Source organism: Oribacterium sp. HCP3S3_B9 (assembly GCF_052064255.1).
GTDB lineage: Bacteria > Bacillota > Clostridia > Lachnospirales > Lachnospiraceae > Oribacterium.
The window spans coordinates 20,153-46,325 of the sequence record NZ_JBQHVY010000011.1 but is presented as its reverse complement, the minus strand read 5'-3'; the positions used below and the strand labels follow the sequence as shown (position 1 = coordinate 46,325).

Sequence of the window (26,173 nt, the reverse complement as noted above, 5' to 3'; positions counted from 1 at the left end):
GGGGCCCTCCCTCATGATGTCTTTATAACTGCATGTGCATGCATGTTCCTGCGTGATCACAGATCCATATGCATCGGCTGTCGTACAACTGCTGCACCTAGCCGGCGCCTTCCTGTATTACAGGGACTTGTGCTCTGTTCTGGAGATTACGTCGAGCTGCTGCTCTCTCGTAAGGTCGATGAACTTAACCGCATAGCCGGATACACGGATCGTGAAGTTTGCGTACTCTGGCTTCTCCGGGTGCTCCATCGCATCCTTCAGCTTCTCTACGCCGAAGACGTTTACATTCACATGGTGTGCGCCCTTTGCGAAGTAACCATCCATAACGCGAACGAGGGTGTTCGACTGCTCGTCCTCGGTATGGCCGAGTGCGCTCGGGTTGATGGTCTGGGTGTTGGAGATACCATCGAGTGCATACTCGTATGGAAGCTTCGCAACCGAGTTCAGGGAAGCCAGAAGACCGGACTTCTCTGCACCGTAGCTTGGGTTTGCTCCCGGTGAAAGCGGAGCGCCTGCCGGACGACCATCCGGAAGAGCACCGGTTGCCTTACCGTAAACGACATTGGATGTGATGGTAAGGATGGATGTGGTCGGCTCGGAATCACGGTAGGTGTGGTGCTTCTTGATCTTCGTGAGGAAGGTGCGAAGAAGATCAACCGCGATATCATCGGCACGGTCGTCATCATTGCCATAACGAGGAAAATCGCCCTCTACAACATAATCGGTTACGAGACCATCCTCATCACGTACGGTCTTTACGCGTGCATACTTGATCGCGGAAAGAGAGTCCACCACGTGTGAGAAGCCGGCGATACCGGTTGCGAAGGTACGACGAACATCAGTGTCGATGAGGGCCATCTCCGCTGCCTCATAGTAGTACTTGTCGTGCATGTACTGAATCAGGTTCAGAACGTTTACGTAGATGCCTGCGAGCCAGTCCATCATACGATCGTACTTCGCCATCACCTCATCATAATCGAGGTACTCGGAAGTGATCGGACGGTACTCCGGACCTACCTGCTGCTTGCTCTTCTCATCGATACCGCCGTTGATTGCGTAGAGAAGGCACTTTGCGAGGTTTGCACGTGCACCGAAGAACTGCATCTCCTTACCGGTCTGTGTCGCAGATACGCAGCAGCAGATGGAGTAGTCGTCACCCCATACCGGACGCATGACATCATCGTTCTCGTACTGGATGGAGGAAGTGCGAACAGAAATCTCTGCAGCGTACTTCTTGAAGTTCTCCGGAAGTCTCTTCGTGTAAAGAACCGTAAGGTTTGGCTCTGGAGCCGGGCCCATGTTCTCAAGGGTGTGCAGGAAACGGTAGTCACTCTTCGTAACCATGGATCTGCCATCCTGGCCCATACCACCGACCTCAAGGGTAGCCCAAACCGGGTCACCGGAGAAGAGCTGGTTGTAGGACGGGATACGTGCGAACTTGACCATACGAAGCTTCATAACGAAGTGGTCGATGAGCTCCTGTGCCTGCTTCTCGGTAAGTGTACCTTCCTTAAGATCACGCTCGATATAGATATCAAGGAATGTAGATACACGACCAACGGACATCGCAGCACCGTTCTGGGTCTTGATCGCTGCGAGGTAACCGAAGTAGAGCCACTGAACGGCTTCCTTCGCGTTCTTTGCAGGTACGGAAATGTCATAACCGTAGCTCTGTGCCATCTCCTTCATCTGCTTGAGGGCACGCACCTGATCGGAGATCTCCTCTCTCTGACGGATGACGTTATCGGTCATGGTTCCGTCACCGGTGTTGGCATAATCAGCCATCTTCTCCTGGATCAGGAAATCGATACCGTAGAGCGCCACTCTTCTGTAGTCGCCGACGATACGACCACGGCCGTAGGTATCTGGAAGACCAGTGAGAATCTTGTTATGACGAGCCTTCATCATCTCCGGTGTGTACGCATCGAAAACGCCCTGGTTGTGGGTCTTGTGGTACTCGGTGAAGATCTTGTGAAGCTCAGGATCCGGTGTGTAACCATAGGTGGAGCAGGCCTGCTCTGCCATCTTGATACCACCGTATGGCATGAATGCTCTCTTCAGCGGCTTATCAGTCTGAAGACCTACGACCTGCTCGAGATCCTTCTCTGCCTCGTTGATATATGCTGCGCCGTAAGCGGTGATGCCGGAAACGACCTTGGTCTCCATATCGAGCACGCCGCCCTTTGCACGCTCTTCCTTCTGAAGTGCCTGTACCTCGTTCCAAAGCTTCTCTGTCGCTTCGGTCGGACCAGCAAGGAAGCTGGAATCACCATCATAAACGGTGTAATTCTCCTGGATGAATGAACGAACATTGACGTCCTTTACCCAATGTCCGGTTTTAAAGCCTCTCCATTCTTCTCTCATATCTTCTCCTCTTTCTACCATGTTGTCTTTGTATACAGGATTCAATACTCTTTACGCGTGCTAATATAAAGCATAGAGGGCAGATTCGTCAACGATTTAACTATTAAATTTTCGATGTTTTCTAATTAGAACATGAGGACAATGCAGCCGGCCCGGAAAGCCGGTGACGACGCCCGTCGGGCCGGCTGTGGATCGGGAGCGATGCCCGGCTTCGCACTACACTCTTGGCGCACTTGATCGTGCAATCGAGGCACAGTCGTGCCCCGATTGGGAGCGATGCCCGGCTCCGCACCACGCACTTGTCGCACTTGATCGTGCAATCGGGGCACAGTCGTGCCCCGATTAGGAGCGATGCTCCTATATGAGCACAAACGAAAGAGCCCGGAAACAAGTAAACTTGTTTCCGGGCTCTTTCGTTTGTGCTCATGCACGATCATGCGTGCGACAAGATTCGAACTCGCGACCTTCTGGTCCGTAGCCAGACGCTCTATCCAGCTGAGCTACGCGCGCATAAGCGTTTCTCTCAAACGCAAGTGTTATATTACAGAAGAGAAGGGCAAATGTCAAGCATAAATTTGAATTTTTTACGTCGTGCAGGAGCTGCTGCTTTCAGCACTCGACTGGTCGACGAGGTCCTTCAGGGTGTAGCTGTTCACGACTTCGTAGATGGCGTTGTCGATTTCCTTATAGAGGGGGAAGGTTGGGCAGCTGGCGGATTTCGCACAGGTGCTCGTACCGTTTACGCAGTCTACCGGGGCGAGGGTACCTTCTGCGGCGTCGAGGATCTCACCGACCTTGATCTGATCAATCGGACGGGTAAAAAGATATCCGCCCTTCGCACCACGGATGGACTTCAGGAAGCCGCCCTTCACCATCAGGGAGATGATCTGCTCGAGGTACTTCATCGAGATCTTCTGGCGATCTGAAATCTCCTTGATACTGACCGGAGTCACACCGTCGAAGTTCTGCGCGATATCTATCAGGGTTGTCAGGGCATAGCGGCCCTTGGTTGAAATCATCATGTTCCTCTCACCTCATACTGTTCAAATCTCTACATTCTGTCGATACTTCATTAATCCTACCACGCAGCTAGAATTTAATCAAGTCGAGGCGATAGGGGCAACCCTCCGAACGCCCCCTGATTTCAAAGAAGCTGTGCCTTAAGGCACAGCTTCACATACGTTCGCCACGAAGACATCACCGGGACCCACTCACCTGCAGGCGCGCCACGTGATATTCATTAGAAATGGTCCTTTTCGCGGCGGCGACGGGCGATCTCCTTCTTCAGGTAGGCGAAGGTTTTTTCCTCGCCTTCGGTTTTCAGCATCCACAGAAGCTCCGTGATTTCACGCCGGGTTTCCGGCTCGAGGAGCGGGGAATCCTTGCACGGCTGGAAATACGCCCACGGACAGCTGTCATCATAATCTGCGCCTTTGTAGACCTTCGAAGCAGCGACACGGTCGCAGAACATCTCAGCGACATAGCGGTATGGCATGCGGCAGCCGACCATCGTGGTTTTCTTTTTGGTGTCGTAATCGACCCAGTACTCGAAGTGATGCTTATTCCGCCCCTTATGATGGAGCCAGGCCTCACAGAGGCCCGTTTCGAGGCGTTCTGCCGTGTTCGGGCTGCGATAGCCCTGATAGTACTTCACACCGGTTTTAAACTCGCTCCAGCTGTACTTCGAGAGATCATGAAGCAGCCCCTGCTTATAGAGGCCCACGCGGAAGCAGTTTTTCATGACTTCGCGCTTGTGACGGTTGATCGTCCGGAAGTGATGTACCGCGTTCCAGAGATAGCGCGGAAGGCCCGTCTGCACTGTCTTATGATTCTTCTCCATCGTCTTCACCTCTTCTCTTCTATGCTCAGATTATACCCTATCATTTCATAAAAAGAACCCTCGCGTGACCACTTCGTCACACGAGGGATTCAAGATTCAGCGCCAGTAACGTTCCGTTGCATGCTCGCGCTGTGCGTGACGGTCCTGCGGGCTGCGCTGAAGAAGCGGGTAGCCGTAGGTGAACTCGAACACGATGGAGGCGAGGATGATGGCGCCAGCGACGTCATACACGCTGTGCTGCTTGAGTGCCATGGTGCTCATGCAGATCAGGATCGCGAGGATCGTGGACGCAAACTTCACCAGACGCCCATGCTTCGAGGCCGCGATGTCCTGCGAGTGGAGAACAGCGATGGCGACGCCGATCGAGTTATAGCAGTGAATGCTCGGGAAGACGTTCGTGCAGGTGTCGGTACGATAGAGCCAGGCGACGATCCGCGTGAAGATGTTCTTCGCCGGGTCTAGGATGGGCCGGAAATCCGTGCCGTTCGGGAAAACCGAGCAGATGATCAGGCTGATCGTCATGCCGCTGAACAGGAAGGCACAGAGGCGATAAAAATCATCCCTGTTCTTAAACATGAAGTACAGAACCGCGACGGCAACATAAGCAAACCACAGCATGTACGGGATGATGAAATACTCACAGAAGGGGATTTTATCGTCGAGCGCTGCATGCATGACATGGAAGCTGACCTGATGATTGATCGTCTTTTCAAGGTAGCTGAACCAGGTAATATAGATCAGCGCATAGGACAGAATCCATGCGTGACGATAGCGCTGTATAAACTTTTTGATTTTATTCATTCACTGGCCTCTGGAACGTTTTACGTTCGGATCCAAGAATACACGCAGCCCTCGGCACATCGGGGCGTGATAAATATCACCGTCCCACGCAGGTCGAAGAATACGCAAAGTTTCACTTTATCAATTTAGAAATACTAGCACCGTAAAAAAGTGGATTCAATAGCGAGGATTTAATTTCGGAAGATTCAACAAAAAGGATCCCCGTCAGGCTGTCTCTCGTGAAAAATTATCTCAAAACGCCATATAAGCCATCGAAGGATGAGGAAGTGCAAACCGAACATCACAAAAACAAGAACATCTATGCATTTTCTATCGTAACGATCCCATGGAACTACGGGGGGTCGTCAGAGAGCAAAAAGAAAAGCACCATGCTTTCGCATGATGCTTAATGATAGCGAGAGGGAGACTTGAACTCTCGACACCGCGGGTATGAACCGCGTGCTCTAGCCAACTGAGCTATCTCGCCATATGTCCGACCCAGACCGCGTATACACGCAGCCCAGACCGAAGACGTGGGGCCTACAGGGCTCGAACCTGTGACCCTCTGCTTGTAAGGCAGATGCTCTCCCAGCTGAGCTAAGACCCCGTTCGTGTGTCGCTCGTTTTGCGACCTCTGTATATTACTAAATCGGCCAAACTTTGTCAACAGCTTTTCCAAACTTTTTTTGAAGGAAATTTTCAGGCCGTAACCGTTCAGGACCGCCGAAGCGGTCCTGCTATGTATCAGTTGAATCCGTAGAACTTCTGCGCGAGCTTGTAGCAGAGGATCGTGAGTTCGTTGCCGGCCTTCAGGCGGAAGTTGCAGCCCTGTCCGAGGAAGGAGAAGCGCATCTTGAGCCAGGTCTGGAAGCTGCTTGTCTTCAGGTAGTCCCATAGCTCCTTTTTCTTCTGCATGTTCTCCGGGTCACCGGACTTGATGGCCAGCACGGAGGAGATGGTGGTGATGATCTCGAGGTAGCTGAACATATAGTGGCGCTTCTTGCGGCTCTTCAGCTTCGTGAGGTCACAGCAGTCGATCATGATCCGGTTGACCTTCAGCTGCTGGTCAATGCGCCCGATCATGACGCTTTCATTGACCGACTGATCATCGCGGCCGATAAAGTAGTGATAGAGGTTGACGTCCATGTAGTACATCTTCTCTACGCTCGGAATCGGCTGGTATACGAAGATGTTGTCGACGTAGAAGGTGTGCTTCGGCAGCACGAGGCCGCAGTCACGCAGCATCTGTGTGCGGTAGATGACGGAGTGCATCAGGATGTACTGTCCGAGGTGGAAGTGCTTCACCTCGTCCCAACCGAAGATGCGGTCCTTCGGGAGCGCCGACTCGTAGCGCATAACCTTCTTATGGGTCTGGCCGACCTTATCGTAAATGAAATTACAGATGAACATATCGACCGGGGTACCGGCCATGATGAGCTCCCGGAGCTTCTCCAGCACCTTCGGGAGGGCTTCGTCATCGAGCCAGTCGTCAGAATCGACGACCTTATAGAAGAGGCCGCTCGCGTTGCGGAGACCGGTATTGACCGCCTCCCCGTGGCCGCCGTTCTCCTGATGCACCGCCTTCACGATGCCCGGGTACTTCGCCTCGTACTCCTTCGCAATCTCGAAGGTGTCATCCTTCTGCGAGCCGTCGTCAACGACGATGATCTCCACCTCGTCCCCACCCGGAAGGATCGACTCGATACACTTCCGCATATAGGCGGCAGAGTTATAGCATGGTATAGCAAAGCTGACAAGCTTCATGTTTCCTCTTTTCTCAGGATATCGCAGGATATCCTGTACTATCGCTGCTGCACCGCCCGGCAGTTCCGATCACCGGACGCGTTCCCGCAGCTATCCATCAGTTCCCATAATTGAGCTCATTCTACCACGCCATGCAAAACATGACAAACAGAAAAGAGAAGCCCCGCTTGGGACTTCTCCTGGTGGTCGTAGCAGTTCAGGCAGAGGGACCTGGAGGGACGGCAACGGAGGCCCCATAGCTGAACTTGTTACCGGATGGTAGTGCCTGCGAGGCCGTCTACGGCCTTCTCTGCGAGCTCCATCGAGGTGATGATGGCCTTGCGGTCCTTCCCGGACTCGACGAAGTCGACACCGGCCTCTACCTTCGGCTGCATGGACTTGAACTCAAAGTGGCCGTCGCGGATGTACTGCTTCGCATCCTCGATCGACATGGTTTCGATCGCCTTCTCATCCGCCTGACCGTAGTTCAGGGATACATGATCCACGGCGGTCGTAATCAGCAGGATGTCGGCGTCGACGTCCTTTGCGAGGAGGGCTGCGGTGCGGTCCTTCTCGATGACGGCGGCTGCCCCCTTCAGGTTATTGCCCTGACGAAGCACCGGAATACCGCCACCGCCGCAGGCGATGACGACCTGATCCGCGTCAAGGAGTGCCTTGATGGCGTCGATCTCGACGATGGACTTCGGGGTCGGGGAGGAAACGACACGCTGGAATACGCCGTCGGAGATCATCTCCACATGGTTACCGTTCTCCTCTTCCTTCCGTGCCTCCTCGGCATTCATCAGCTTACCGACACACTTGATCGGATTGTAGAAGCTCTCGTCATACGGATCAACCATCACCTGGGTGATGATGGTGGATGCCGTCTTATAGATGCCCCTCTTCACGAGATCGGCACGCACTGCGTTCTGCAGGTCGTAGCCGATCATGCCCTGGCTCATCGCGGAGCATACATGAAGCGGCGTGTTTACATACTGCTCCGGATTCGACTCCGTAAGATTCTTCATCGCAGTGTGGATCATACCTACCTGCGGTGCGTTGGAGAATACCAGGGCCACCTGGTATCCGTCCTCAACGAAATCGCCGATCATCGTTGCGGTACGTGCAACGGCGGCCTTCTGCTCCGGAAGGGTAAAGCCCAGATCCTTATGTCCGAGCGCAATGACCATTCGCTTTTTGCTCATGCTGTACCTCCTCTTAATTCTTCTCTTCATCGAGAGCTGCGATATCGATGAGATGCAGCTCGGATGACTTATTTTCGAGGGATGTGGCAAGCGCTCTTGCCGTATCCACTGCTGTCAGTACATTTACACCGGTCTCGACCGCATTACGACGGATCACGAAACCGTCCTTGGAGGCCTCTGCGCCCTCCTTCGGAACGTCGATGACGATGTCGAGCTCATGGCCGAGTACGAGGTCGAGGATGTTCGGAGACTCCTGCTCTACCTTCCGTACCTGGAAGCACTTGACGCCGCCCTCGGTGAGTGCCTGGTAGGTGCCGTGGGTCGCGAAGATACGGTAGCCGAGCTGCTCGAAGCGCTTCGCGATCGGGGTGATCTCTTCCTTATCCTCATCACGTACGGTGATGACCATGTTCTTATACTTCGGAAGCTGGATGCCAGCGCCCTGGAATGCCTTGTACAGTGCTTCGTTGAAGCTCTTTGCGATACCGAGGCACTCACCGGTCGACTTCATCTCCGGTCCGAGGCTGATGTCGGCACCCTTGATCTTCTCGAAGGAGAATACCGGCATCTTGATTGCGTAGTAGTCGGCTTCCTTCTGGAGACCCGGCTCGTAGCCGAGCTCACGGATCGTGTGGCCGCAGATGATCTGTGTGGCGAGCGGCACGATCGGAATACCGGTCACCTTACTGATGTACGGAACGGTACGTGAGGAACGAGGGTTGACCTCGATGATGTACACCTCGTCACCATCTGCGATGAACTGAACATTGACCATACCGATGACGTGCAGGGCCTTCGCGAGACGCTCGGTATACTCGATGACGCGTTCCTTCGCCTTCGGGGTCAGGCTGCGCTGCGGGTATACGGAGATGGAGTCGCCGGAGTGGATACCGGTACGCTCGATATGCTCCATGATGCCCGGGATCAGGATGTCCTGACCGTCGCAGATCGCATCGACCTCGAGCTCGGTACCACGGATGTACTTATCGACGAGGATCGGGTGCTCCTGTGCGATCTGGTTGATCTCGCCGATGTACTCGTCGATATCCTGATCGCTGATCGCGATACGCATGCCGGCACCACCGAGTACGTAGGAAGGACGTACCAGTACCGGGTAGCCCAGCACATGGGCCGCTTCCTTCGCTTCCTCTGCCGTAAATACGGTCTGACCTGCGGCACGCTGGCAACCGGTCTCCTGGAGAATCTCATCGAAACGCTCACGGTCCTCTGCGGCATCGACGTCGTCCTGCTGGGTTCCGAGGATCGGTACACCCATCTTCTGGAGGGCATCGGCCAGCTTGATAGCGGTCTGTCCACCGAACTGAACGACCGCTCCGTCCGGCTTCTCCACATCTACAACGTTCCGTACATCTTCCGGTGTCAGCGGCTCGAAGTAGAGCTTATCCGCGATATCGAAGTCCGTGGAAACGGTCTCCGGGTTATTGTTGATGATGATGGTCTCATAGCCCTCACGCTCGAACTGCCATGTACTGTGTACAGAGCAGAAATCGAACTCGATACCCTGGCCGATACGGATCGGGCCGGAGCCGAGGACGAGTACCTTCTTTTTCTTGTTCGGATCGCGGAAGGCACCGGTCGCCTCGTTCTCTGAGCCGAATACGCTGTAGTAGTACGGGGTCTCGGCCTCGAACTCTGCGGCGCAGGTATCCACCATCTTGAACGCAGCGTGGATGTCCCACTTATCACGCATCTCGCGAATCTCGTCCTCGCTGTAGCCGCTGAGGCGGGCAATGACGTTGTCCGGGAATTCGATGCGCTTCGCTTCACGAAGCAGGGTCTCGTTCATGGACTCGCTGTGGAGTCTGTTTTCCATGTCTACGATGATCTTCAGCTTATCGATAAACCACTCATCGATCTTCGTGATGCTGTGGATCTCCTCGTAGCTGTAGCCACGGCGGAGTGCCTCGGCGATGACCCAGATACGACGGTCATCGATGCGGTGAAGCAGCTTATGAAGATCATGATCGTCGAGATCCGTGAAGTCATAGGACATCAGCGAATCGACGTGCTGCTCGAGGGAGCGGATGGCCTTCATGAGGCCGCCCTCGAAGTTGTTTGCAATCGCCATCACCTCACCGGTCGCCTTCATCTGGGTACCGAGGATGTGCTCTGCGGTGATGAACTTGTCGAACGGAAGACGTGGCATCTTGACGACACAGTAATCGAGCATCGGCTCGAAGGATGCGTAGGTCTTACCGGTAACGGCGTTCTTGATTTCATCGAGGGTGTAGCCCAGTGCGATCTTCGCGGCCACCTTCGCGATCGGGTAACCGGTCGCCTTCGATGCGAGGGCGGAAGATCTGGATACACGAGGGTTTACCTCGATGACGCAGTACTCGAAGCTCTCCGGGTTCAGGGCATACTGTACATTACAGCCGCCGGTGATGCCGAGCTCAGTGATGATGTTGAGCGCGGAGGTACGGAGCATCTGGTACTCCTTATCCGACAGCGTCTGGGACGGAGCCACGACGATGGAGTCACCTGTGTGGACGCCAACCGGGTCGAGGTTCTCCATATTACATACGGTGATGACATTGCCCGCAGAATCACGCATCACCTCGTACTCGATTTCCTTCCAGCCGGCGATGCAGCGCTCGACCAGAACCTCGTGTACGCGGCTGAGACGGAGACCGTTCTCGAGGATCTCCTGGCACTGCTCACGGTTCTCTGCGATACCACCGCCGGAACCGCCGAGGGTGTAGGCCGGACGCAGCACGACCGGATAACCGATCTCCTCAGCGACCTCGAGACCACGCTTGAGATCATGGACGACCTCTGACTTCGCCACCGGCTCACCGATCTTCTCCATGGTCTCCTTGAACATGAGACGATCCTCGGCCTTCTTGATGGTGAGGGCCGTGGTACCGATGAGGCGCACGTTATGGGAGGCGAGGTAACCGGACTCGTCCAGTGCCATCGCCAGGTTCAGTCCCGCCTGACCACCGAGGGTCGGCAGGATGGAGTCTGGCTTCTCCTTCTCGATCAGCTTCTCCAGTACATCTACGGTCAGCGGCTCAATGTATACATGATCCGCGATATCCTTATCCGTCATGATGGTCGCCGGGTTCGAGTTCAGCAGTACGACCTCGACGCCCTCTTCCTTCAGTGAACGGCAGGCCTGGGTGCCGGCGTAGTCGAACTCCGCAGCCTGACCGATGACGATCGGACCGGAACCGATCATCAGGACCTTCTTAATACTTGTATCTCTCATGTTCAGCCCTCCATCATCTTCATAAAGCGATCAAACAGGTATGCGCTGTCACGTGGACCCGGGCAGGCCTCCGGATGGTACTGTACCGTCACGATGTTCTTGCCCTTATAGCGCAGGCCCTCATTCGTACCGTCGTTGACATTGACGAACGCCTCTTCCGCGATCGCCGGATCGATCGTCTTCGGATCGACCGCATAGCCGTGGTTCTGGGACGTGATGTAAACACGACCGTTCGAGAGGTCCTTCACCGGATGGTTGCCACCGCGGTGACCATACTTCAGCTTGTAGGTGTCCGCACCGGTCGCAAGGGCCATCAGCTGGTGGCCGAGGCAGATCGCGAAGATCGGGGTCTCGGAAGCGTAGAGCTTCTTGATCTCCTCGATCACCGCCACGTTCTCCTTCGGGTCGCCAGGACCGTTCGAAATCATGATGCCATCCGGGTTCTGGCTGAGGATGGTCTCTGCGCTGGTGTCGGACGGGTACACTGTGACATCACAGCCGTGCCGCTGCAGGGAGCGGATGATGTTCCTCTTCGCACCGACGTCGAGGAAAGCGACGCGCTTCGGCTCGCGGTCACCGGTGTAGCGGGAGCCGTCCGGATTCTCCGCCTGTGCGACATAGACTTCCTTCGTGCTGGTCTTCTTTACGACGCCCTCGACCTTGTAGGCCTTGATGCGCTCGAGGAGTGCCGGCATCTCTTCCTTATGATAACGGTGGGTGGTGATCATACCGTTCATGGTTCCTTCGTCACGGAGTCGCTTGGTCAGCGCTCTGGTATCGATGCCTGCGATGCCCGGAACCTCGTTCTTCTTCAGGAAATTCTGGATGGTGTTCTCGGAGCGGAAATTCGACGGCATGCGGGAAAGCTCACGCACGATGAAGGCATCCGGCCATGGCTGTGCGGACTCCATATCTTCATAGCAGATACCGTAATTACCGATCAGTGGATAGGTCATCACGACCGCCTGTCCTGCGTAGGACGGGTCCGTCAGCACTTCGAGGTAGCCGGTCATCGAGGTGTTGAATACGACCTCGGAGATCACTTCCTTCTCTGCACCAATTGACGTACCCTTGAACACTGTTCCATCTTCAAGAATCAAAAATGCGTCCATTGTTTCTCCTTCTATCATTACATGGTGAATGGTTACTAACTTGAGTTACTTGCTTGAGTTTCTTCTTATATATTATCTGTTTACACCCGTGGGTTTCAAGTCCAGATGAAGATATATCTTCATCTGGACTTGAAACCCACGGGTGGGCAAGGTGCGAAGCACCTTTGCCAGGGCATAGCGAGGATTTCCTGCGCACGAACGTCATCCGCACGATCTCAGCGATATCCGCGCAGGAATCCGAGTTATGTCCGTAAACAGTCACTAAGCCACTGGGAAATCCCCGGTGAACACCTCCACGGCCGGGCCGGTCATGAAGCCGTGGCCGGTTGCGGCGTCGTAGCGGATCGTGAGGTCGCCGCCCACCAGGTGGACGAGGACCTCGGTATCCTTTCGAAGCTTCCCGGCGAGGCAGCCCGCAGCGACGGCCGCAGTCGCACCGGTTCCGCAGGCGAGGGTCTCTCCGGAACCACGCTCCCATACACGGAAGTCGATCTCGGTGTCTGAGATGATCCGGATAAACTCCGAGTTTACCTTCTCTGGAAAACGCGGATGGGTCTCAAAATCATGCCCATATAAAAGAAAATCCAAATCAGAGACCTTAGAAACACGAAGCTCCGGATTATCTGAAAGGAAATATACCGCATGCGGATTTCCAACATCGATTCCGATGAAATGGAGATGCATCCCGTGAACAGTGATATCTTCCGGAAGCTCTGATGTCAGCTTCGCCACGCCCATATCCACCGTCGCGCGGGTCATAACCCCATGTTCTGTATAAAGCTTTATGTTCTTAAGTCCCGATTTGGTATCGATGACTGCTTCTGTTCGATCAGCGGGAATGATGCCGTGATCATAGATAAATTTGGCGACACAACGGATCCCGTTGCCGCACATATTGCCCTCCGATCCGTCGAGGTTAAACATATGCATGTACGCATCTGCCCTATCTGACGGCTCAATCAGGATCAACCCGTCGCCGCCGACACCGTAGTGCCGATCTGCGATGCGCTTCGCCAGCGCCGAAGGGTCCTGAACCTGTTCGGAAAAGCAATTTACATATACATAGTCGTTTCCACAACCCTGCATCTTTGTAAATTTCATCTTTTTTCCTTTTAGAATAAAACCTGTAGATATATTGTGTAGGAGCCATGCAACCGACGAACCACACATGGTTCGTCGGTGTGGCGTATCCGCCACATGGATTGATCGAAGGCAATGTAGCTGTATGCGAGCATACGATACATTGTCTTCGATCAATCCGCATGGCTCTGAACGATACACAAATTTTCACTATATTAGCAAAATAGGTCTCCCAATACAAGCCCCGTTTTACGAAAAAAACAAGGCGCAGGGAGTCCGGTGATTCCCTGTGCCCTGTCTTTTTACTTCTTCTTTCCGAGGTAGGCGGCCTGGATGTCGTCGTTTGCGAGGAGCTCGGCACCGCTGCCCGAGAGGGTGATGCGACCGGTCTCCATGACGTAGGCCTGATGTGCGACCTTGAGCGCCATGTTCGCGTTCTGCTCGATGAGCAGGATCGTGGTGCCATGCGTTTCATTGATGCGCTGGATGATGGAGAAGATCTCGCGAACGATGATCGGAGCGAGGCCAAGGGACGGCTCGTCGAGCATCATGATCTTCGGCTTCGACATGAGGGAGCGGGCGACGGCGAGCATCTGCTGCTCACCACCGGACAGGGTGCCGGCGAGCTGCCAGGAGCGCTCCTTCAGTCGCGGGAACATGCCGTAGATTTCCTCGATGTCTGCGTCGAGCGCGTCGCTTCGGAGGTATGCACCGATTTTGATGTTCTCGAGGACGGTCATATCCGGAAAGACGTGACGTCCTTCCGGGCAGAGCACGATGCCCTTCTCCACACGCTTCGCGGTCGGCATGCTCGTGATATCCTCGCCATCGAAGACGATGCTTCCTTCGCTCGCTTTCACCAGTCCGGAAATCGTACGCAGCGTCGAGGACTTGCCGGCACCGTTCGCACCGATCAGGGTGACGATGGCGTGATCCGGTACATCGAAGCTGATGCCCTTCACGGCTTCGATGCCGCCGTAATGAATTTTCAGATTCTCTACTTTCAGCATGTTGTGTCCCCCTTGTTCTCTCTCATCCGCACTCTGTCTGCGACATTCCCAGCGAGCAGACGGATGTCTTCTCCCGCTCTTCCGGAGTGATCCACGATGTCGATTCGGATGTACGATTTAAAAATCTCAGTCTTCCGCATCGTCTGAACCTCCTAAGTAAGCGTCGATAACCTCCTGGTTATTCTGGATCTCCTCCGGTGTGCCATGTGCGATGAGCCTTCCGAAATTCAGAACGTAGATGCGCTCCGAGATCTGCATGACGAGATCCATGTGATGCTCGATCATGAAAATGGACAGGTGATACTGGTCACGGATCTTCACGATAAAGTCGGTCAGCTCCTGCGTCTCCTGCGGGTTCATGCCGGCCGCCGGCTCATCGAGCAGCAGCAGCTCCGGCTTCGTCGCGAGCGCACGTGCGATCTCGAGGCGGCGCTGGAGTCCGTACGGAAGGCTCGATGCGATATCATCCTTGTACGCATAGAGGCCCTGCTCCTGCAGAAGCTGCTCGGTCTCTGCCCGCATGCGCTCCTCTTCCTTCCGGTTCAGGCGCAGCGTCGCGCTGAAGACATTGTCCTTCGCACGGAGATGCTCGGCGATCAGGACGTTATCGAAGACCGTCAGATTCGAGAAGAGACGGATGTTCTGGAAGGTCCGGGCGATGCCGAGCTTCGTTATGGCATCCGGAGCGTTGCCACGGAGATCGCGGCCGTCGAACTTCACGGAGCCGGAGGTCGGGGTATAGATACCGGTGATGCAGTTAAACGCCGTCGTCTTGCCGGCACCGTTCGGACCGATCAGGGCGACGATCTCACCGCGGTTGACCTCGAGTGAGAGGCCGTCGATCGCGCGTACGCCACCGAACTGCATGACGACGTTCTCCATCTGGAGGACATTTTCTTTTACTTCCCTCATCTCTGCTCCTCCACTTCCTTCACTGTTTTCTTTCCTATATAAAGCGCAGACGCATACGCACTGCCGAAACGAAGGTCCGGCTTTTTCATCTCACTCATCCCTTTCCCCTCGCTTTCTTCACTTTTTTCTTCCCGAGTCCCCGGAAGAAGCCGAGGATCCCGTTCCAGCTGAATTCACTCGTGCCCATGAGGCCGCGGGAGTAGAACAGCACGACCACCATCAGGAGGATGGAGAAGATCACCATTCGGAAGCCCGGACGGAACAGCGGGATGTTGATACTGCCGATGTAGAGCGGCTCATCGAAGAAGCGGAGCAGCTCACGGCCGGCGGTCACGAGGAAGGCCCCCAGCACGGAGCCGGTCACAGAGCCGATCCCGCCGATAACGACGATCAGCAGGATGTCGTAGGTGAGGGACACCTGGAAGGTCTTACTGTCGATGGAGCGCATGAACATCGCGAGCATGCCGCCACTGACGCCGGCGAAGAAGGAGGAAATCACGAAGCTGAGCTCCTTCGTCTTAAACAGATTGATGCCCATCGCCTCAGCCGCGATCTCATCCTCGCGGACCGCCTTGAACATCCGTCCGAAGGACGAGTTGATCAGGAGTACCATGAGGCCAATGCAGACGACCGTAAGCGCAAGCACCTGGAATAAACTCGAGAAGCCCGGGATGGACTTGAGGCCATACGAGCCGTTCGTGATGGTATCGAGCTGCGGAGCCGAGATCAGCGCACGGATGATCTCCGCGAAGCCGAGGGTCGCGATCGCGAGGTAGTCGGACTTGAGACGGAGCACCGGGATACCGATGAGGGCCGCAAAGGCCGCCGCTACGAGTCCGCCGAGGATCAGCGCCACGAGGATCGGTGCGTGCAGGTTCGCGATCGCCGGATGGATACCGGAGATGTAGTACACGGAAGCACGCTGCTCGACCGGGATCGTGAGGATCGCGGTCACATACGCGCCGAGCGCCATAAAGCCGGCCTGGCCCAGCGAGAACAGACCCGTGAAGCCGTTCACGAGGTTCATGGACACAGCGACGACCGCATAGATCATCGAACGCTCGATGATGGAAATCGCATAATTGTAGCTGTATTTGTTCGCGTCCAGGAAGGCGCAGGCCCCGAGGATCGCCACGATCAGCAGGAGGCTCAGGATGGTGTTTCTGCGCTTCTCCGGCGTCATGTTTACCTTTGTTTTCATCGCTGCTTCCTCCTTATACCTTGTTCGTGGTCTTCTCACCGAAGAGTCCGGTCGGCCGCACGAGCAGCACGACGATCAGGATGACGAAGGTGAAGGCATCTGAGAAGGTGGAGTAGCCTGCGGCGACGAGCGCCGTCTCCCCGAGTCCGATCAGGAAGCCTCCGACGACCGCACCCGGGATCGAGCCGATCCCACCGAATACGGCTGCAACGAAGCACTTCATGCCCGGCAGGGATCCGGAATACGGATACACGGTCATACGATCGGTGAAATACAGGATGGAGCCGACCGCGGCGAGCAGTGACCCGATCGCGAAGGTCAGGGAAATCGTCTTATTGATATCGATACCCATGAGGGACGCGGTCTCATAGTCCTTCGAAACTGCACGCATCGCCATACCCATCTTCGTATGCTGGATCAGCGTGATGAGTAAACACACGAGCACGAGTGTCAGCACCGGCGTCAGGAAGGTGACGAAGGAAGCCGACAGGCCGCCGATCTTATAAACGTGCTTCAGCACCGGGATCTCCGGATAGCCCATCGGGAGCGCGGTGAAGAGGTAGGTCGCGAGGTTCTGCAGCAGGTAGGACACGCCGATCGCAGAGATCATGACGGACATACGCGGAGCGGAACGAAGCGGCTTATAGGCGACGCGTTCAATGCCTACACCAAGTGCGGTGGTGGTGATCAATGTCACCGGAACGGCGATGTACCATGGCAGTGACGCCATGGCGAAAATCATGAAGTAGCCGGCCATCATGAAGATATCTCCATGGGCGAAGTTGATCAGGCGCAGGATGCCGTAGACCATCGTGTAGCCGATGGCGATCAGTGCGTAGGCACCGCCGAGCGAGATACCTGTCAGACACTGCTGCAGGAAGGTTGTAAGAGACATAGGTTTTTCCCCTTTGAAGATGCCCTCGGGCGAGGGTGGAATCGAGTGTGTTACATGCGTGAGCATAAACAGAATTGCAGGAAGGAGTCGCTCGAAGCGGTCCTTCCTGCATTCATCGGCTGCCGGTGGAGTGGCGACAGACGCCACCGCCCGGAGCGGAAGCTTTCATCAGTTCTGAACGGTTGTGGTGGTCAGGAACTCGAACTTGCCGTCCTTCACGGTCTTGATGAAGGCCATATCCTTGTTTGCATCCCCATTCTCATCGAAGCTTATGCCGGAGCCGGTCACACCGTCGAAGGAAACGGACTTCAGGGCTTCCTTGATCGCCTCACCATCGGTGGACTGCGCCTTTTCGATCGCATGGTATGCTGCGAGGTACGCATCATAGCCAAGGGCAGAAACGGCCGGGATGACATCCGACTGCTTGTTTGCGGTCAGATACTCCTTGAAGCCGGTGATGAAGGACTTCGCCTCATCGTTGGCCGGCTCGGACTCATCGAAGAAGGTGGAAAGAACAATGCCCTCTGCAGAGGCGCCTGCATTTTCGATGATGGTGGAGTTCTCCCAGGTATCACCAGCGGCGATCAGGGACTCGATGCCGAGCTCGCGTGCCTGCTTGATGATGAGCGGTGCTGTCGTGATGGAGGACGGTGCGAAGATGATGTCCGGGTTCGCGGCCTTGATGTTCGTGAGCACTGCCTTAAAATCGGTCTGGTTCGTCTGGAACTGCTCCTCGTCGACGACGGATCCACCGAGCTTCTCAAATGCGGTCTTGAAGAAGGAACCTAAGCCAGAGGAGTAGTCATCACCGAGCTGTGTCAGAACCGCTGCGCTCTTGTAGCCGTTCTGGTAGGCGTAGTTCGCCATAACGGTGCCCTGGAACGGATCGAGGAAGCAGACTCTGAAGTAGTAGTCATTGCCCTGGGTCACCTGCGGGTTCGTGCAGGATGCGCCGATCGCCGGGATCTTCGCGTCAGCGAAAATCTGGCCGGCTGCGATGGAAACACCGGAGCCATAGGAACCGAGCACGACGCTGACCTTATCGCCGACCAGCTTGTTTGCGGCACTGACGGCCTCGGTCTTATCCGACTTATTATCGACCTCATCAAGCTCGATCGTGTACTCGGTGTCACCGATCTTCACGGTCTTATGAGTCTCGTTTGCGTAACGCATACCGAGTACCTCCTGGAATCCGCCACCGCCGTTCTCGCCGGTCGTCGGCTCAAACACACCGATCCGGATGACGTTTCCACCGGACTTTCCGGAAGACGATCCGGCTGCCGGTGTCGAAGATGCGCCACATGCCGCCAGAGATGCGGTCATCGCCGCTGCAAGTCCAAGTGCTACGAGCTTTGCTGATTTCATAATCTCCTCCTCTGAAATGTGCCAGTGGTGATGTACATCTCCGTCTGGACATTCTTCTTTGACGTGTGCGGGTGTCGCGGACGTTTGTCCGCTTGCCTCGTACATTTGCTTTATTTTATCACTTCAGTGTATGAATGCAAGAGGAATTCTCACTAAAGTTTGATAAAATCCATCGTTTCATAGCGTCCGGTTATGGCTAGGATACAGAAAAGGGAGCTGCCGCTCACGCGACAGCTCCCTTGCTGGTCTTTTTTCTTCAAATCATTCTATTGTCAAAATAAGGCAATGTAAACTTCTGGAGAAGTTCGAATGTGTCAAACTCAAGCAATGTTACATAGTAATAACGCAGTCATTTGCAAAAATCAACTATCTTCGTCGGCTGCGGCTGCGGTTGCGCTCCGCGCGGACAGTGTGTGCGGCCTGATGCTCGCGAAGCTTCTCGTCCTCCATGTGCGTGCGGGCGCGCTGCTTCAGGCTACGTTGTGAAACATCGCTTCTCACGCGCGAGGTCTTCTGCTCCCGCAACGGAGCTTCATCCATCCCTGTGCGGGCACGCTGCCGGGTGCTGAGTCGCGATGCATCATCGCGGCTGTACGACGCTTTCCGCTCGCGGCGTCGCTCGACGAGGGCGAGGAACTCTTCCTCGGACATCTCCATCTCCTGGAGGCGCTGTGCGCGCTTCTCCTGCATGCGGCGACTCAGCTTCCGGTCGTCATGGACGTTCTTCAGGCCGACCGCGGTGCCGGAGCCGAGGATGAAGAAGGCCATCACGCCGACGATGGTCAGGACACTGACCGAGGTGGCGACGGCGACCTTCGTGCTGGTCGGGGTCTCATGCAGGATAACCTCGATGGTCGGCTCCTTCTGGATGAAGTAGCGGCCGACCGTCACGCCATCCGCGAGATACTCGATCTCCGCGATCGTATGCGTCGGGATCCCCGACGACGGAAGATTATAGTTCAGCTTATATGTGATGCCGTCCTGGCTCGCGCCCTTCGGCAGTGACAGCAGCACATTTCCCTCGACATGGATATCGGAGGCCTTACAGATCTCGTCGACGATGGTGTCCGCGACGAAACGGTTCCGAAGCTCCTCTCGATTAAAGAGCGCGTCCGAAACCGGCTGGTTCTCCGTCTGGTTGAAGCCGAGATCCAGGAGCGCCTTCGTATCGACGTAGTGCGCCGGGTTTTTATCCTGCAGCACGACCGCCACCAGATGACGGCCATCCTGCTCGGCCATGGTAATCAGCGTATTGCCGGCAAGCTTTGTATAGCCGGTCTTGCCGGCGATGACACGGGCATCCGAATAGGCAGTGTCCTTGCGAAGCATCTTATGCTCCATATAGACGGTCAGACCGCCCGGATTTCGGATCGTCCCCGCCATCTTGTAGGACGCATGGGACTCGATCTCCAGGAAGTCCCTGTTCTTCATCGCTTCCGCACCGATCAGTGCCATATCATAGGCACTGGTGTAGTGGTCCTCGGCATAGAGGCCGGACGGATTTGCGAAGTGGCTGTCCTGGCAGCCGAGGCGTGTCGCCTCCGCATTCATCATGTCGACGAAGGCCTCGCGGGAACCCGCCACATGGCAGGCGAGTGCATTGCCGCACTCATTCGCAGATTTCAGCAGCAGTGCGTAGAGACAGTCCCGTACCGTCAGGACGTCGCCCTCTTCGATCTGGGCATTCGACGATCCGGCGTCGACATTGTACACGTCATCATGACTGAAGGTCACCTGCTCATCGAGGTCACAGTGCTCCAGTACCACGAGTGCGGTCAGCACCTTCGTGATCGACGCCGGGGCCATCTTTTCGTGCATGTTCTTCTGAAACAGGACCGCACCGGTGTCCGCGTCGAGGACGACGCCCGCGCCCGCGGTGAGCTCCGTATACGGGAAGTTCCACGCGGCGTACGCGTGCATCGCGAGGAGCGGCGTCCCCAGGGTACATATGAGAAGGGTCATGAGGACGGCAGCGCAGGTTCGGCGCCATCGCCCGTGATGATGATAAAACATGGGTTTTCTTTCCTTTTTGCTAACAGATCAGATAAGGGCCGTCCCTTATGTCAGTCGTCCAGTGCCTCATTCAGCACTCCGGTTCCGGCGAGGACGAAGCGTCCGCCGGCGATGATCGGGATCTCGGAGCCGTCGGCGCGGATCGCCGTGATGCGGTCGAGCTCGTCATACGGGATCGTGATGTCGGTGTGCACGGCGAAGTAGGCCTTCTCCGGCTCTGTCTTCCGGAGGATCGAGCAGCTGTTGTCCTTCGCGACGAGTTCCTTTCCATCCGGATTATAGAGCTGCATGTCCTCCATAAAGGAGTAGCAGGTGTCGCCGACCGCGAAGTGCGGACCGGTCTTCTCTGCGATCAGAATCGGCATCAGTGCACCGATACCGTAGCGCTGTGCCATCCGGTAGGCGCGGGTGTTCGTGCCGATCGCGAACTCTCCCATCGGCAGGCGCTCCTTCTCACCGAAGATCACCTTGCGCATGAGTGCCCGTCCCTGCTCCGGGTCCGGGAAATTCGCACAGCTGTAGTCCGCGACGCGACCATCCTCGAAGCGGATCCGGAGATCCCGGAACTGGAAGCCCTCGATAAACACAGAGCGGACGTTCAGCATACCGGAGGTGCCTTCGAGCTGCGGCGAAGTGAAGACCTCACCGAGCGGGATGTTCACATCCGACAGGCAGTTCTCGAAATTCGTCTCGCGGGCAGGATTCGCCAGCGGGTGGAGCTGTACGTACAGGTCGGTTGCATTGCCCTTCCCCTGGATATGAACGGTGCGCGCCTGGTCCAGGGCGGCGATCAGACACTCCTGCACGGGACGGTACGCCGCAGAGGACAGGGTGTTGACCGCCTCCGTCTCGCGGAAAATCGCCTCAAAATCCGGGCCGATCGTCGGAAGCGGCCAGGCGATGATCGTGAACGAGCGCTCTTCCTCGAGCACGAATTCATGCACGAGCAGCTGCACGCTGTTCTGGTAGTGGCCGTACACCTCAGACTGGTGCGTCGTGAAGCGAAGCCGTGCAGGCTCCTCCACCGGCTCGAAGGCAGGCGCGCCGAAGCTTTCCATCACGACCGGACCCGCGTAGCGGCCGATCTCGTCCCCATAGGAACGGAAAATCTGGCGCTGCTCCTCGAGCATGCGGGCGCAGATGCGGTCCCCCATCACGAGGGCGAGGTCGTAGCTGTGATCGAAATCCATCTGCGGATTCGGGCTCTCATAGAGCTGGCGGCTCCGGCCCGGAGTGCGCGTCAGGAAATGCTGCGGGCGCAGCGGGATTGTGAAATCGAAGCCATCCTCCGCGAAAAGTGCCGCGGTGCGCTTCACCACGCGCTCGAAGCCTGCCGGGTAGCTGAACTCGACGACTGACTTCTTCTCGTACGGCTTCCCCTGAATGCGGAAGCCATCCTTAAATCCCTGGTACCAGGTCCGCGCCATGCGGTCAATGCGGTCGTCTGGCAGCTTCGCGATAAATTCCGCCGTCCGGAGGGCAGTGTCCGATACATAGTAGCCGAAGCGGCAGATGTCGGTCGGCTCCAGGAAATCGTGGTCAAGGAGAATCTGACGCGCGTAGGAACGCGCCGGGATGTACATCGCATCCATCTTCCGACGCAGGAAATCCTCGGAATAATCGTGGGCGTAGCTGTAAAGAACGTCGCGGAGCTGCTTCGGTTCCGGAATGCCGGCCATCCAATCGTCCGTTCGGGTCTGGTCACTCGTGGCCGAATTCCGACAAACGGCAGGGGTCACATCCGCCATGGCGGGCGACGGCGCTGCTGCAGGCTGCGGACAGGCTGACCTATACTCTTCCCACGCCGAGGTAAACATGCAGTAGACCTGCACGAAGGTCTCGAGCACACAGACGATGTCCTCGAGATCCTGCTGGTACGCCGACGGAATCAGCCCCTGCAGCTCCATGTACAGTGCCGACAGCTCGGCACCGACCGGCCCCAGCTTCGCCACGGCCACTCGCGGATTCAGGTAGGAATCCTCGTAGCGCTCCGCCGCTTCTCGGTACAGCGCCGCATTCCAGCGCTGAAGCTCTGGCAGTGGCAGCTCGCCCTCTGTGCGCGCTTTCATAAACGCATCCAGTAATAAAATAAATTCTGCGGCCGCCGTGAAGTATGCCTGGAAAGCGGCGTTCAGCGCATGCTCCTCCGGGATCTTACGGATCCGCTCAATCACATCATCATATCGTTCCATGGTGTTTCTTTCTTGGTAGTGGTAACGGGGCGTCATCGCTTCCCGGTAGTTTATGGGGTCTGACCCCATTACGATTTTCTTAAGGTGGTCGCCCTATCCTCGATGGGGGGGTCAGACCCCCTGGCTTCGCGGGAGGTCGTGGCGGGCCGCCGTCACTTCCCGGTAGTTTATGGGGTCTGACCCCATTACGTTTTTCTTAAGGTGGGTGCCCTATCCCCGATGGGGTCAGACCCCCTGGCTTCGCGGGAGGTTGTGGCGGACCGTCAGATCATCGTCTTCAGGCCGAGGGCGATGAAAATGATCCAGACCAGCAGTACGCAGGCGGCGAGGATGCCACCGATGCGGACCGGGACGTAGTTTTTCTCGCTGTCGTGGAGGGCCAGGATCAGGAAGTAGAGCGAGAAGATGGTCATCACGATGGAGCTGAAGCCCAGCGCGCCCAGGAGCATCGGTCCCTGGCCCTGGAAGTGCACCGCCAGGGCGAGGGTCGCGAGCAGGAGCCCGAGCGCCAGCAGCATCGTCAGGATGCACGGCCAGGTACCACGCGCGATCTTCTTCTTTATATAGTTGTATCGTTTCTTTTTGGTCATAGTTACATTTATTCTTTCTCGCGACTGAATGGGGTCTGACCCCATTATGAAATCCCAAAGGTGGTCGCTCTATCCTCGATGGGGTCAGACCCCTCGGCTTCGCGGGAGGTCGTGGCGGGCCGCCGTCGCTTCTCGGTAGTTTATGGGGTCTGACCCCATTACGATTTTCTTAAGGTGGTTGTTCTATCCTCGATGGGGTCAGACCCCCTGGCTTCGCGGGAGGTTGTGACGGGTTGCGGTTGCTTCCCGGGATACATCCAGGTCGGGAGCATTGTCCTCTTCCGCTACTGCTTCGGGTGTTTCAGGAAGTAGCGGCGGATGCGTTCGTGCTGGACGATATGGAAGGCGATGTAGCCGAGGGTGCCGCCGAGGGTGTTCAGGATGATGTCGTCGACGTCGCAGCTTCCGGCGCGGAAAAACAGCTGAATCATCTCGATCGAGTAGCTGAGGAGATAGGTGCAGATCACCGCGTCGTACCAGTACTTCCGGCAGCGTGAGCTGATCACACCGAGAATGAAGCCAAACGGCATAAATCCGAGGATGTTCCCGTAAAGGTTTAGGAACACGCCTCGGAATCCGATTTGCGATGCACAAAAAAGATACCGTCTGATTTCCACAAACGGCTTCAGATTATAGGTATAGTTTTCCTTCACGCCGAGCCCCCGCTCCGCCATGTCCGCGAAGAACATGAGGTAGAACAGCGCGCCCAGGTAAAGGACGAAAAGAACCCAGCCCAGTCGCTGGTTTCTCGTGCTGTGCTTCGCCATCCGTTTAGAAGGTGATGTCGTTCTTCCGCTTCAGAAGCAGCGCACCATTCACGATCGACAGGATGCCGATGATGAGGCCGGACACCAGGATGATCACACCGAGCGCGATCGAACCCGCCCCCGTATTTCGCATCGTTTTATATACTTTTTCCATATTATCTCCGATCATACATTCCTATCTTTAAGAGATCTCCAGAGTCCCTCGCCCGACGCCCTGCGCCGCGCTTCCGAGCAGATTCGAACGCCGTTTCCCCATAGAAAGCGCCTTTTTATGCAAAATCTGCAGACCTCTGAACATCAACATCTTAGCATAATGGAAAAATGATGGCAAGTTTAGTATAATAGGGCTCAGATCTGTGCCGGGCAGGTGTACCCGGATGCCCACAGCCCGACATCGTACGAATACAGCTTTGCATAGCAGCGAATACAGGAGATGAATGATATGGAAGCAGAATTACTGAAAGAACTGGATGACGAAACCTGGGATGCGGTCAGCGCGTTAGTGTCTCTGTGCAATGCAGCCGACCACACCTCGTATGACACAGACCTGGACGGTGACTTCTACTATATCATCCGAAATGATGACCCGGAGGAGAGCGGTGTCGAGGAGGCACTGTTTGCCGTACTCTCCGGCTATCTTCTCGGCGAGACCATCGACGGGAAGCCGGTGCTGGAGATCGAGGCCTTCACCCACCCGAGGATGCGCCAGATCGGCATGTTCCGCATGTGCTACCAGAGCCTGCTCGACGACTTCCGCGGCTATCGCATCCGTTTCATGATCAAGCGCCCGATCGTCGCAGATGATGAACCGGTATACGATCGAATATCTTTTTCGGACGAGGATTATTCACAGGACGCTCGGGATGGAAGCAGCTCCTGCGAAGACCAGCATGAAGTGGGTGATTCCGATATGTCCGGCAGACCGCTACGGACCGCGACGCCGTTCGTCGCACCGGACAGCTACGAGACACTCCGTGCCCTTGGGGCGACACATCAGTACGATGAGCTGTTCATGGCGAAGACGCTCGCGCGCCCGATCTCCGATCCGGGCGACAACCTCTCAAACAGCTATGGTGAAGTGCATCTCACGCCGTTCAGCGCCGACACACTCTACCTCTACGGCCTCCTCGTCTATGATACGTATCTCGGGAAGGGGCATGGCCGCGCCCTGATGGAAGCGGTCGAAGCCACGCCGGCCGACGGCCCATATAAAAAGGTACTTCTTCAGGTCGCCAGCAATAATGATATCGCGGTTCACCTCTACGAAAGCCTCGGCTACCAGGAAACGGAGCGAGTACTCTATTTTCTCAACAAAGAATAATTAAGTAGTAACCCAACCACCCTGTACTGACTTGAGAAGTTTGAGGCGCTCCTCATTCGCCCACCCCATAAAGTCAGTGGATCTTTGCACGTTTTGGTCCCACCCCAATTCATGAGGAGCACTCTAACTTCTGGCTGACCGGAAGCCAAAGAACGATCGTAGGCATGGTTAAATGCGGAAATTGATGATCGTGCCTGCTATTACGATCGATTTTCAGGTAATTATTGAGCGCGGCCTGGAAATCTTCACTGACGGACCTGGCGAAACAGATGAAAATCGAAGATGCTATCCAATAACTGGCGGATTATGAAATAGTGGATATTTTTAACATCGTTTATCATTTTTGTGTACGATGCTAAGATATCCACTATTTCATAATCGGGCGCATATTGGATAGTTTTCTGTAAAATCATGCATACGCATATAAGCGTACTATCCAATCTTCCTCGATTTTTCAAATAGTGGATATATATTTCGCGCTTCTGAGAAGAATTTTTATAAGCAGATATCCAATTAACCTTTATTTATAAAATACTGGATACTCGAGCCCG

20 protein-coding genes and 3 tRNA genes are annotated in these 26,173 nt (G+C 55.7%); 1 reads left to right on the top strand and 22 read right to left on the bottom strand.

What is annotated here, in order from left to right; translation table 11 throughout:
* Window positions 1–117: 117 nt before the first annotated feature.
* From pflB to ACTNC3_RS06945, 22 genes are all read right to left on the bottom strand, one after another.
* Entirely contained in the window at window positions 118–2,364 is a 2,247-nt protein-coding gene (gene pflB / locus ACTNC3_RS07050; RefSeq protein WP_410043647.1) for a formate C-acetyltransferase, read from the bottom strand.
* Window positions 2,365–2,800: 436 nt separating this feature from the next.
* Window positions 2,801–2,874: transfer RNA gene (locus tag ACTNC3_RS07045), tRNA-Arg, on the bottom strand.
* 74 nt (window positions 2,875–2,948) lie between these two features.
* The gene (locus tag ACTNC3_RS07040) at window positions 2,949–3,386 is read right to left on the bottom strand and encodes an RrF2 family transcriptional regulator (protein ID WP_441226938.1); all 438 of its coding nucleotides are present in this window, start codon (window positions 3,384–3,386) and stop codon (window positions 2,949–2,951) included.
* A 218-nt stretch (window positions 3,387–3,604) separates the two neighbouring features.
* The gene (locus ACTNC3_RS07035) at window positions 3,605–4,204 is read right to left on the bottom strand and encodes a DUF5662 family protein (RefSeq protein WP_441226937.1); all 600 of its coding nucleotides are present in this window, start codon (window positions 4,202–4,204) and stop codon (window positions 3,605–3,607) included.
* Window positions 4,205–4,300: 96 nt separating this feature from the next.
* Window positions 4,301–5,005, bottom strand: coding sequence for a phosphatase PAP2 family protein (locus ACTNC3_RS07030; RefSeq protein ID WP_441226936.1), 705 nt, complete (start codon window positions 5,003–5,005; stop codon window positions 4,301–4,303).
* 392 nt (window positions 5,006–5,397) lie between these two features.
* A tRNA-Met gene (locus tag ACTNC3_RS07025) sits at window positions 5,398–5,471 on the bottom strand.
* Window positions 5,472–5,518: 47 nt separating this feature from the next.
* Window positions 5,519–5,591 (bottom strand) — tRNA-Val (locus tag ACTNC3_RS07020).
* Between the two features lie 137 nt (window positions 5,592–5,728).
* On the bottom strand, window positions 5,729–6,748 hold the full coding sequence (locus ACTNC3_RS07015) for a glycosyltransferase family 2 protein (RefSeq protein ID WP_441226935.1): 1,020 nt from the start codon (window positions 6,746–6,748) through the stop codon (window positions 5,729–5,731).
* A gap of 248 nt (window positions 6,749–6,996) precedes the next feature.
* Window positions 6,997–7,932, bottom strand: coding sequence for a carbamate kinase (gene arcC, locus ACTNC3_RS07010; protein WP_441226934.1), 936 nt, complete (start codon window positions 7,930–7,932; stop codon window positions 6,997–6,999).
* A gap of 13 nt (window positions 7,933–7,945) precedes the next feature.
* Window positions 7,946–11,164, bottom strand: a complete 3,219-nt coding sequence (gene carB / locus ACTNC3_RS07005) for a carbamoyl-phosphate synthase large subunit (RefSeq protein WP_441226933.1) — start codon at window positions 11,162–11,164, stop codon at window positions 7,946–7,948.
* A 2-nt stretch (window positions 11,165–11,166) separates the two neighbouring features.
* Window positions 11,167–12,276 carry a carbamoyl phosphate synthase small subunit gene (locus tag ACTNC3_RS07000; RefSeq protein ID WP_410043640.1) on the bottom strand — a complete coding sequence of 370 codons (1,110 nt, stop codon included), beginning with the start codon at window positions 12,274–12,276 and terminating at the stop codon, window positions 11,167–11,169.
* A 261-nt stretch (window positions 12,277–12,537) separates the two neighbouring features.
* Window positions 12,538–13,377, bottom strand: coding sequence for a diaminopimelate epimerase (gene dapF, locus ACTNC3_RS06995; protein WP_441226932.1), 840 nt, complete (start codon window positions 13,375–13,377; stop codon window positions 12,538–12,540).
* Window positions 13,378–13,658: 281 nt separating this feature from the next.
* Window positions 13,659–14,366: an ABC transporter ATP-binding protein gene (locus tag ACTNC3_RS06990; RefSeq protein WP_410043638.1), complete on the bottom strand. Its 708-nt coding sequence runs from the start codon at window positions 14,364–14,366 to the stop codon at window positions 13,659–13,661.
* 126 nt (window positions 14,367–14,492) lie between these two features.
* Entirely contained in the window at window positions 14,493–15,278 is a 786-nt protein-coding gene (locus tag ACTNC3_RS06985; protein WP_410043637.1) for an ABC transporter ATP-binding protein, read from the bottom strand.
* Between the two features lie 94 nt (window positions 15,279–15,372).
* Window positions 15,373–16,479 (bottom strand): branched-chain amino acid ABC transporter permease, encoded by a 1,107-nt coding sequence (locus tag ACTNC3_RS06980; RefSeq protein WP_410043636.1) that lies wholly within the window; start codon window positions 16,477–16,479, stop codon window positions 15,373–15,375.
* Window positions 16,480–16,492: 13 nt separating this feature from the next.
* A complete protein-coding gene (locus ACTNC3_RS06975; protein ID WP_441226931.1) occupies window positions 16,493–17,374 on the bottom strand; it encodes a branched-chain amino acid ABC transporter permease in 882 nt (293 codons plus the stop codon).
* Window positions 17,375–17,542: 168 nt separating this feature from the next.
* Window positions 17,543–18,739 (bottom strand): ABC transporter substrate-binding protein, encoded by a 1,197-nt coding sequence (locus ACTNC3_RS06970; RefSeq protein WP_441226930.1) that lies wholly within the window; start codon window positions 18,737–18,739, stop codon window positions 17,543–17,545.
* 366 nt (window positions 18,740–19,105) lie between these two features.
* Window positions 19,106–20,752, bottom strand: a complete 1,647-nt coding sequence (locus ACTNC3_RS06965; protein ID WP_441226929.1) for a serine hydrolase — start codon at window positions 20,750–20,752, stop codon at window positions 19,106–19,108.
* A gap of 50 nt (window positions 20,753–20,802) precedes the next feature.
* Complete coding sequence (locus ACTNC3_RS06960; RefSeq protein ID WP_441226928.1) at window positions 20,803–22,944, bottom strand: aminopeptidase; 2,142 nt, start codon at window positions 22,942–22,944, stop codon at window positions 20,803–20,805.
* A 263-nt stretch (window positions 22,945–23,207) separates the two neighbouring features.
* Window positions 23,208–23,534 (bottom strand): hypothetical protein, encoded by a 327-nt coding sequence (locus ACTNC3_RS06955; RefSeq protein WP_441226927.1) that lies wholly within the window; start codon window positions 23,532–23,534, stop codon window positions 23,208–23,210.
* Window positions 23,535–23,818: 284 nt separating this feature from the next.
* The gene (locus ACTNC3_RS06950; RefSeq protein ID WP_441226926.1) at window positions 23,819–24,301 is read right to left on the bottom strand and encodes a VanZ family protein; all 483 of its coding nucleotides are present in this window, start codon (window positions 24,299–24,301) and stop codon (window positions 23,819–23,821) included.
* 4 nt (window positions 24,302–24,305) lie between these two features.
* Window positions 24,306–24,455 (bottom strand): hypothetical protein, encoded by a 150-nt coding sequence (locus ACTNC3_RS06945; RefSeq protein ID WP_410043629.1) that lies wholly within the window; start codon window positions 24,453–24,455, stop codon window positions 24,306–24,308.
* A 288-nt stretch (window positions 24,456–24,743) separates the two neighbouring features.
* On the opposite strand from ACTNC3_RS06945, the gene ACTNC3_RS06940 reads away from it, so the two are divergent.
* Entirely contained in the window at window positions 24,744–25,622 is an 879-nt protein-coding gene (locus ACTNC3_RS06940; protein ID WP_441226925.1) for a GNAT family N-acetyltransferase, read from the top strand.
* Window positions 25,623–26,173: the final 551 nt, after the last annotated feature.

What these genes read in the sequence shown, in the direction of transcription:
- ACTNC3_RS07015 (WP_441226935.1), bottom strand. Translation starts at nt 6,748, where the DNA reads ATGAAGCTTGTCAGCTTTGCTATACCATGCTATAACTCTGCCGCCTAT.
- ACTNC3_RS06955 (WP_441226927.1), bottom strand. Translation starts at nt 23,534, where the DNA reads ATGACCAAAAAGAAACGATACAACTATATAAAGAAGAAGATCGCGCGT.
- ACTNC3_RS06950 (WP_441226926.1), bottom strand. Translation starts at nt 24,301, where the DNA reads ATGGCGAAGCACAGCACGAGAAACCAGCGACTGGGCTGGGTTCTTTTC.
- ACTNC3_RS06940 (WP_441226925.1), top strand. Translation starts at nt 24,744, where the DNA reads ATGGAAGCAGAATTACTGAAAGAACTGGATGACGAAACCTGGGATGCG.
- ACTNC3_RS06990 (WP_410043638.1), bottom strand. Translation starts at nt 14,366, where the DNA reads ATGCTGAAAGTAGAGAATCTGAAAATTCATTACGGCGGCATCGAAGCC.
- ACTNC3_RS07035 (WP_441226937.1), bottom strand. Translation starts at nt 4,204, where the DNA reads ATGGAGAAGAATCATAAGACAGTGCAGACGGGCCTTCCGCGCTATCTC.
- ACTNC3_RS06965 (WP_441226929.1), bottom strand. Translation starts at nt 20,752, where the DNA reads ATGTTTTATCATCATCACGGGCGATGGCGCCGAACCTGCGCTGCCGTC.
- ACTNC3_RS06980 (WP_410043636.1), bottom strand. Translation starts at nt 16,479, where the DNA reads ATGAAAACAAAGGTAAACATGACGCCGGAGAAGCGCAGAAACACCATC.
- ACTNC3_RS07030 (WP_441226936.1), bottom strand. Translation starts at nt 5,005, where the DNA reads ATGAATAAAATCAAAAAGTTTATACAGCGCTATCGTCACGCATGGATT.
- pflB (WP_410043647.1), bottom strand. Translation starts at nt 2,364, where the DNA reads ATGAGAGAAGAATGGAGAGGCTTTAAAACCGGACATTGGGTAAAGGAC.
- arcC (WP_441226934.1), bottom strand. Translation starts at nt 7,932, where the DNA reads ATGAGCAAAAAGCGAATGGTCATTGCGCTCGGACATAAGGATCTGGGC.
- ACTNC3_RS06945 (WP_410043629.1), bottom strand. Translation starts at nt 24,455, where the DNA reads ATGGAAAAAGTATATAAAACGATGCGAAATACGGGGGCGGGTTCGATC.
- ACTNC3_RS06975 (WP_441226931.1), bottom strand. Translation starts at nt 17,374, where the DNA reads ATGTCTCTTACAACCTTCCTGCAGCAGTGTCTGACAGGTATCTCGCTC.
- ACTNC3_RS07040 (WP_441226938.1), bottom strand. Translation starts at nt 3,386, where the DNA reads ATGATGATTTCAACCAAGGGCCGCTATGCCCTGACAACCCTGATAGAT.
- carB (WP_441226933.1), bottom strand. Translation starts at nt 11,164, where the DNA reads ATGAGAGATACAAGTATTAAGAAGGTCCTGATGATCGGTTCCGGTCCG.
- ACTNC3_RS06985 (WP_410043637.1), bottom strand. Translation starts at nt 15,278, where the DNA reads ATGAGGGAAGTAAAAGAAAATGTCCTCCAGATGGAGAACGTCGTCATG.
- dapF (WP_441226932.1), bottom strand. Translation starts at nt 13,377, where the DNA reads ATGAAATTTACAAAGATGCAGGGTTGTGGAAACGACTATGTATATGTA.
- ACTNC3_RS06960 (WP_441226928.1), bottom strand. Translation starts at nt 22,944, where the DNA reads ATGGAACGATATGATGATGTGATTGAGCGGATCCGTAAGATCCCGGAG.
- ACTNC3_RS07000 (WP_410043640.1), bottom strand. Translation starts at nt 12,276, where the DNA reads ATGGACGCATTTTTGATTCTTGAAGATGGAACAGTGTTCAAGGGTACG.
- ACTNC3_RS06970 (WP_441226930.1), bottom strand. Translation starts at nt 18,739, where the DNA reads ATGAAATCAGCAAAGCTCGTAGCACTTGGACTTGCAGCGGCGATGACC.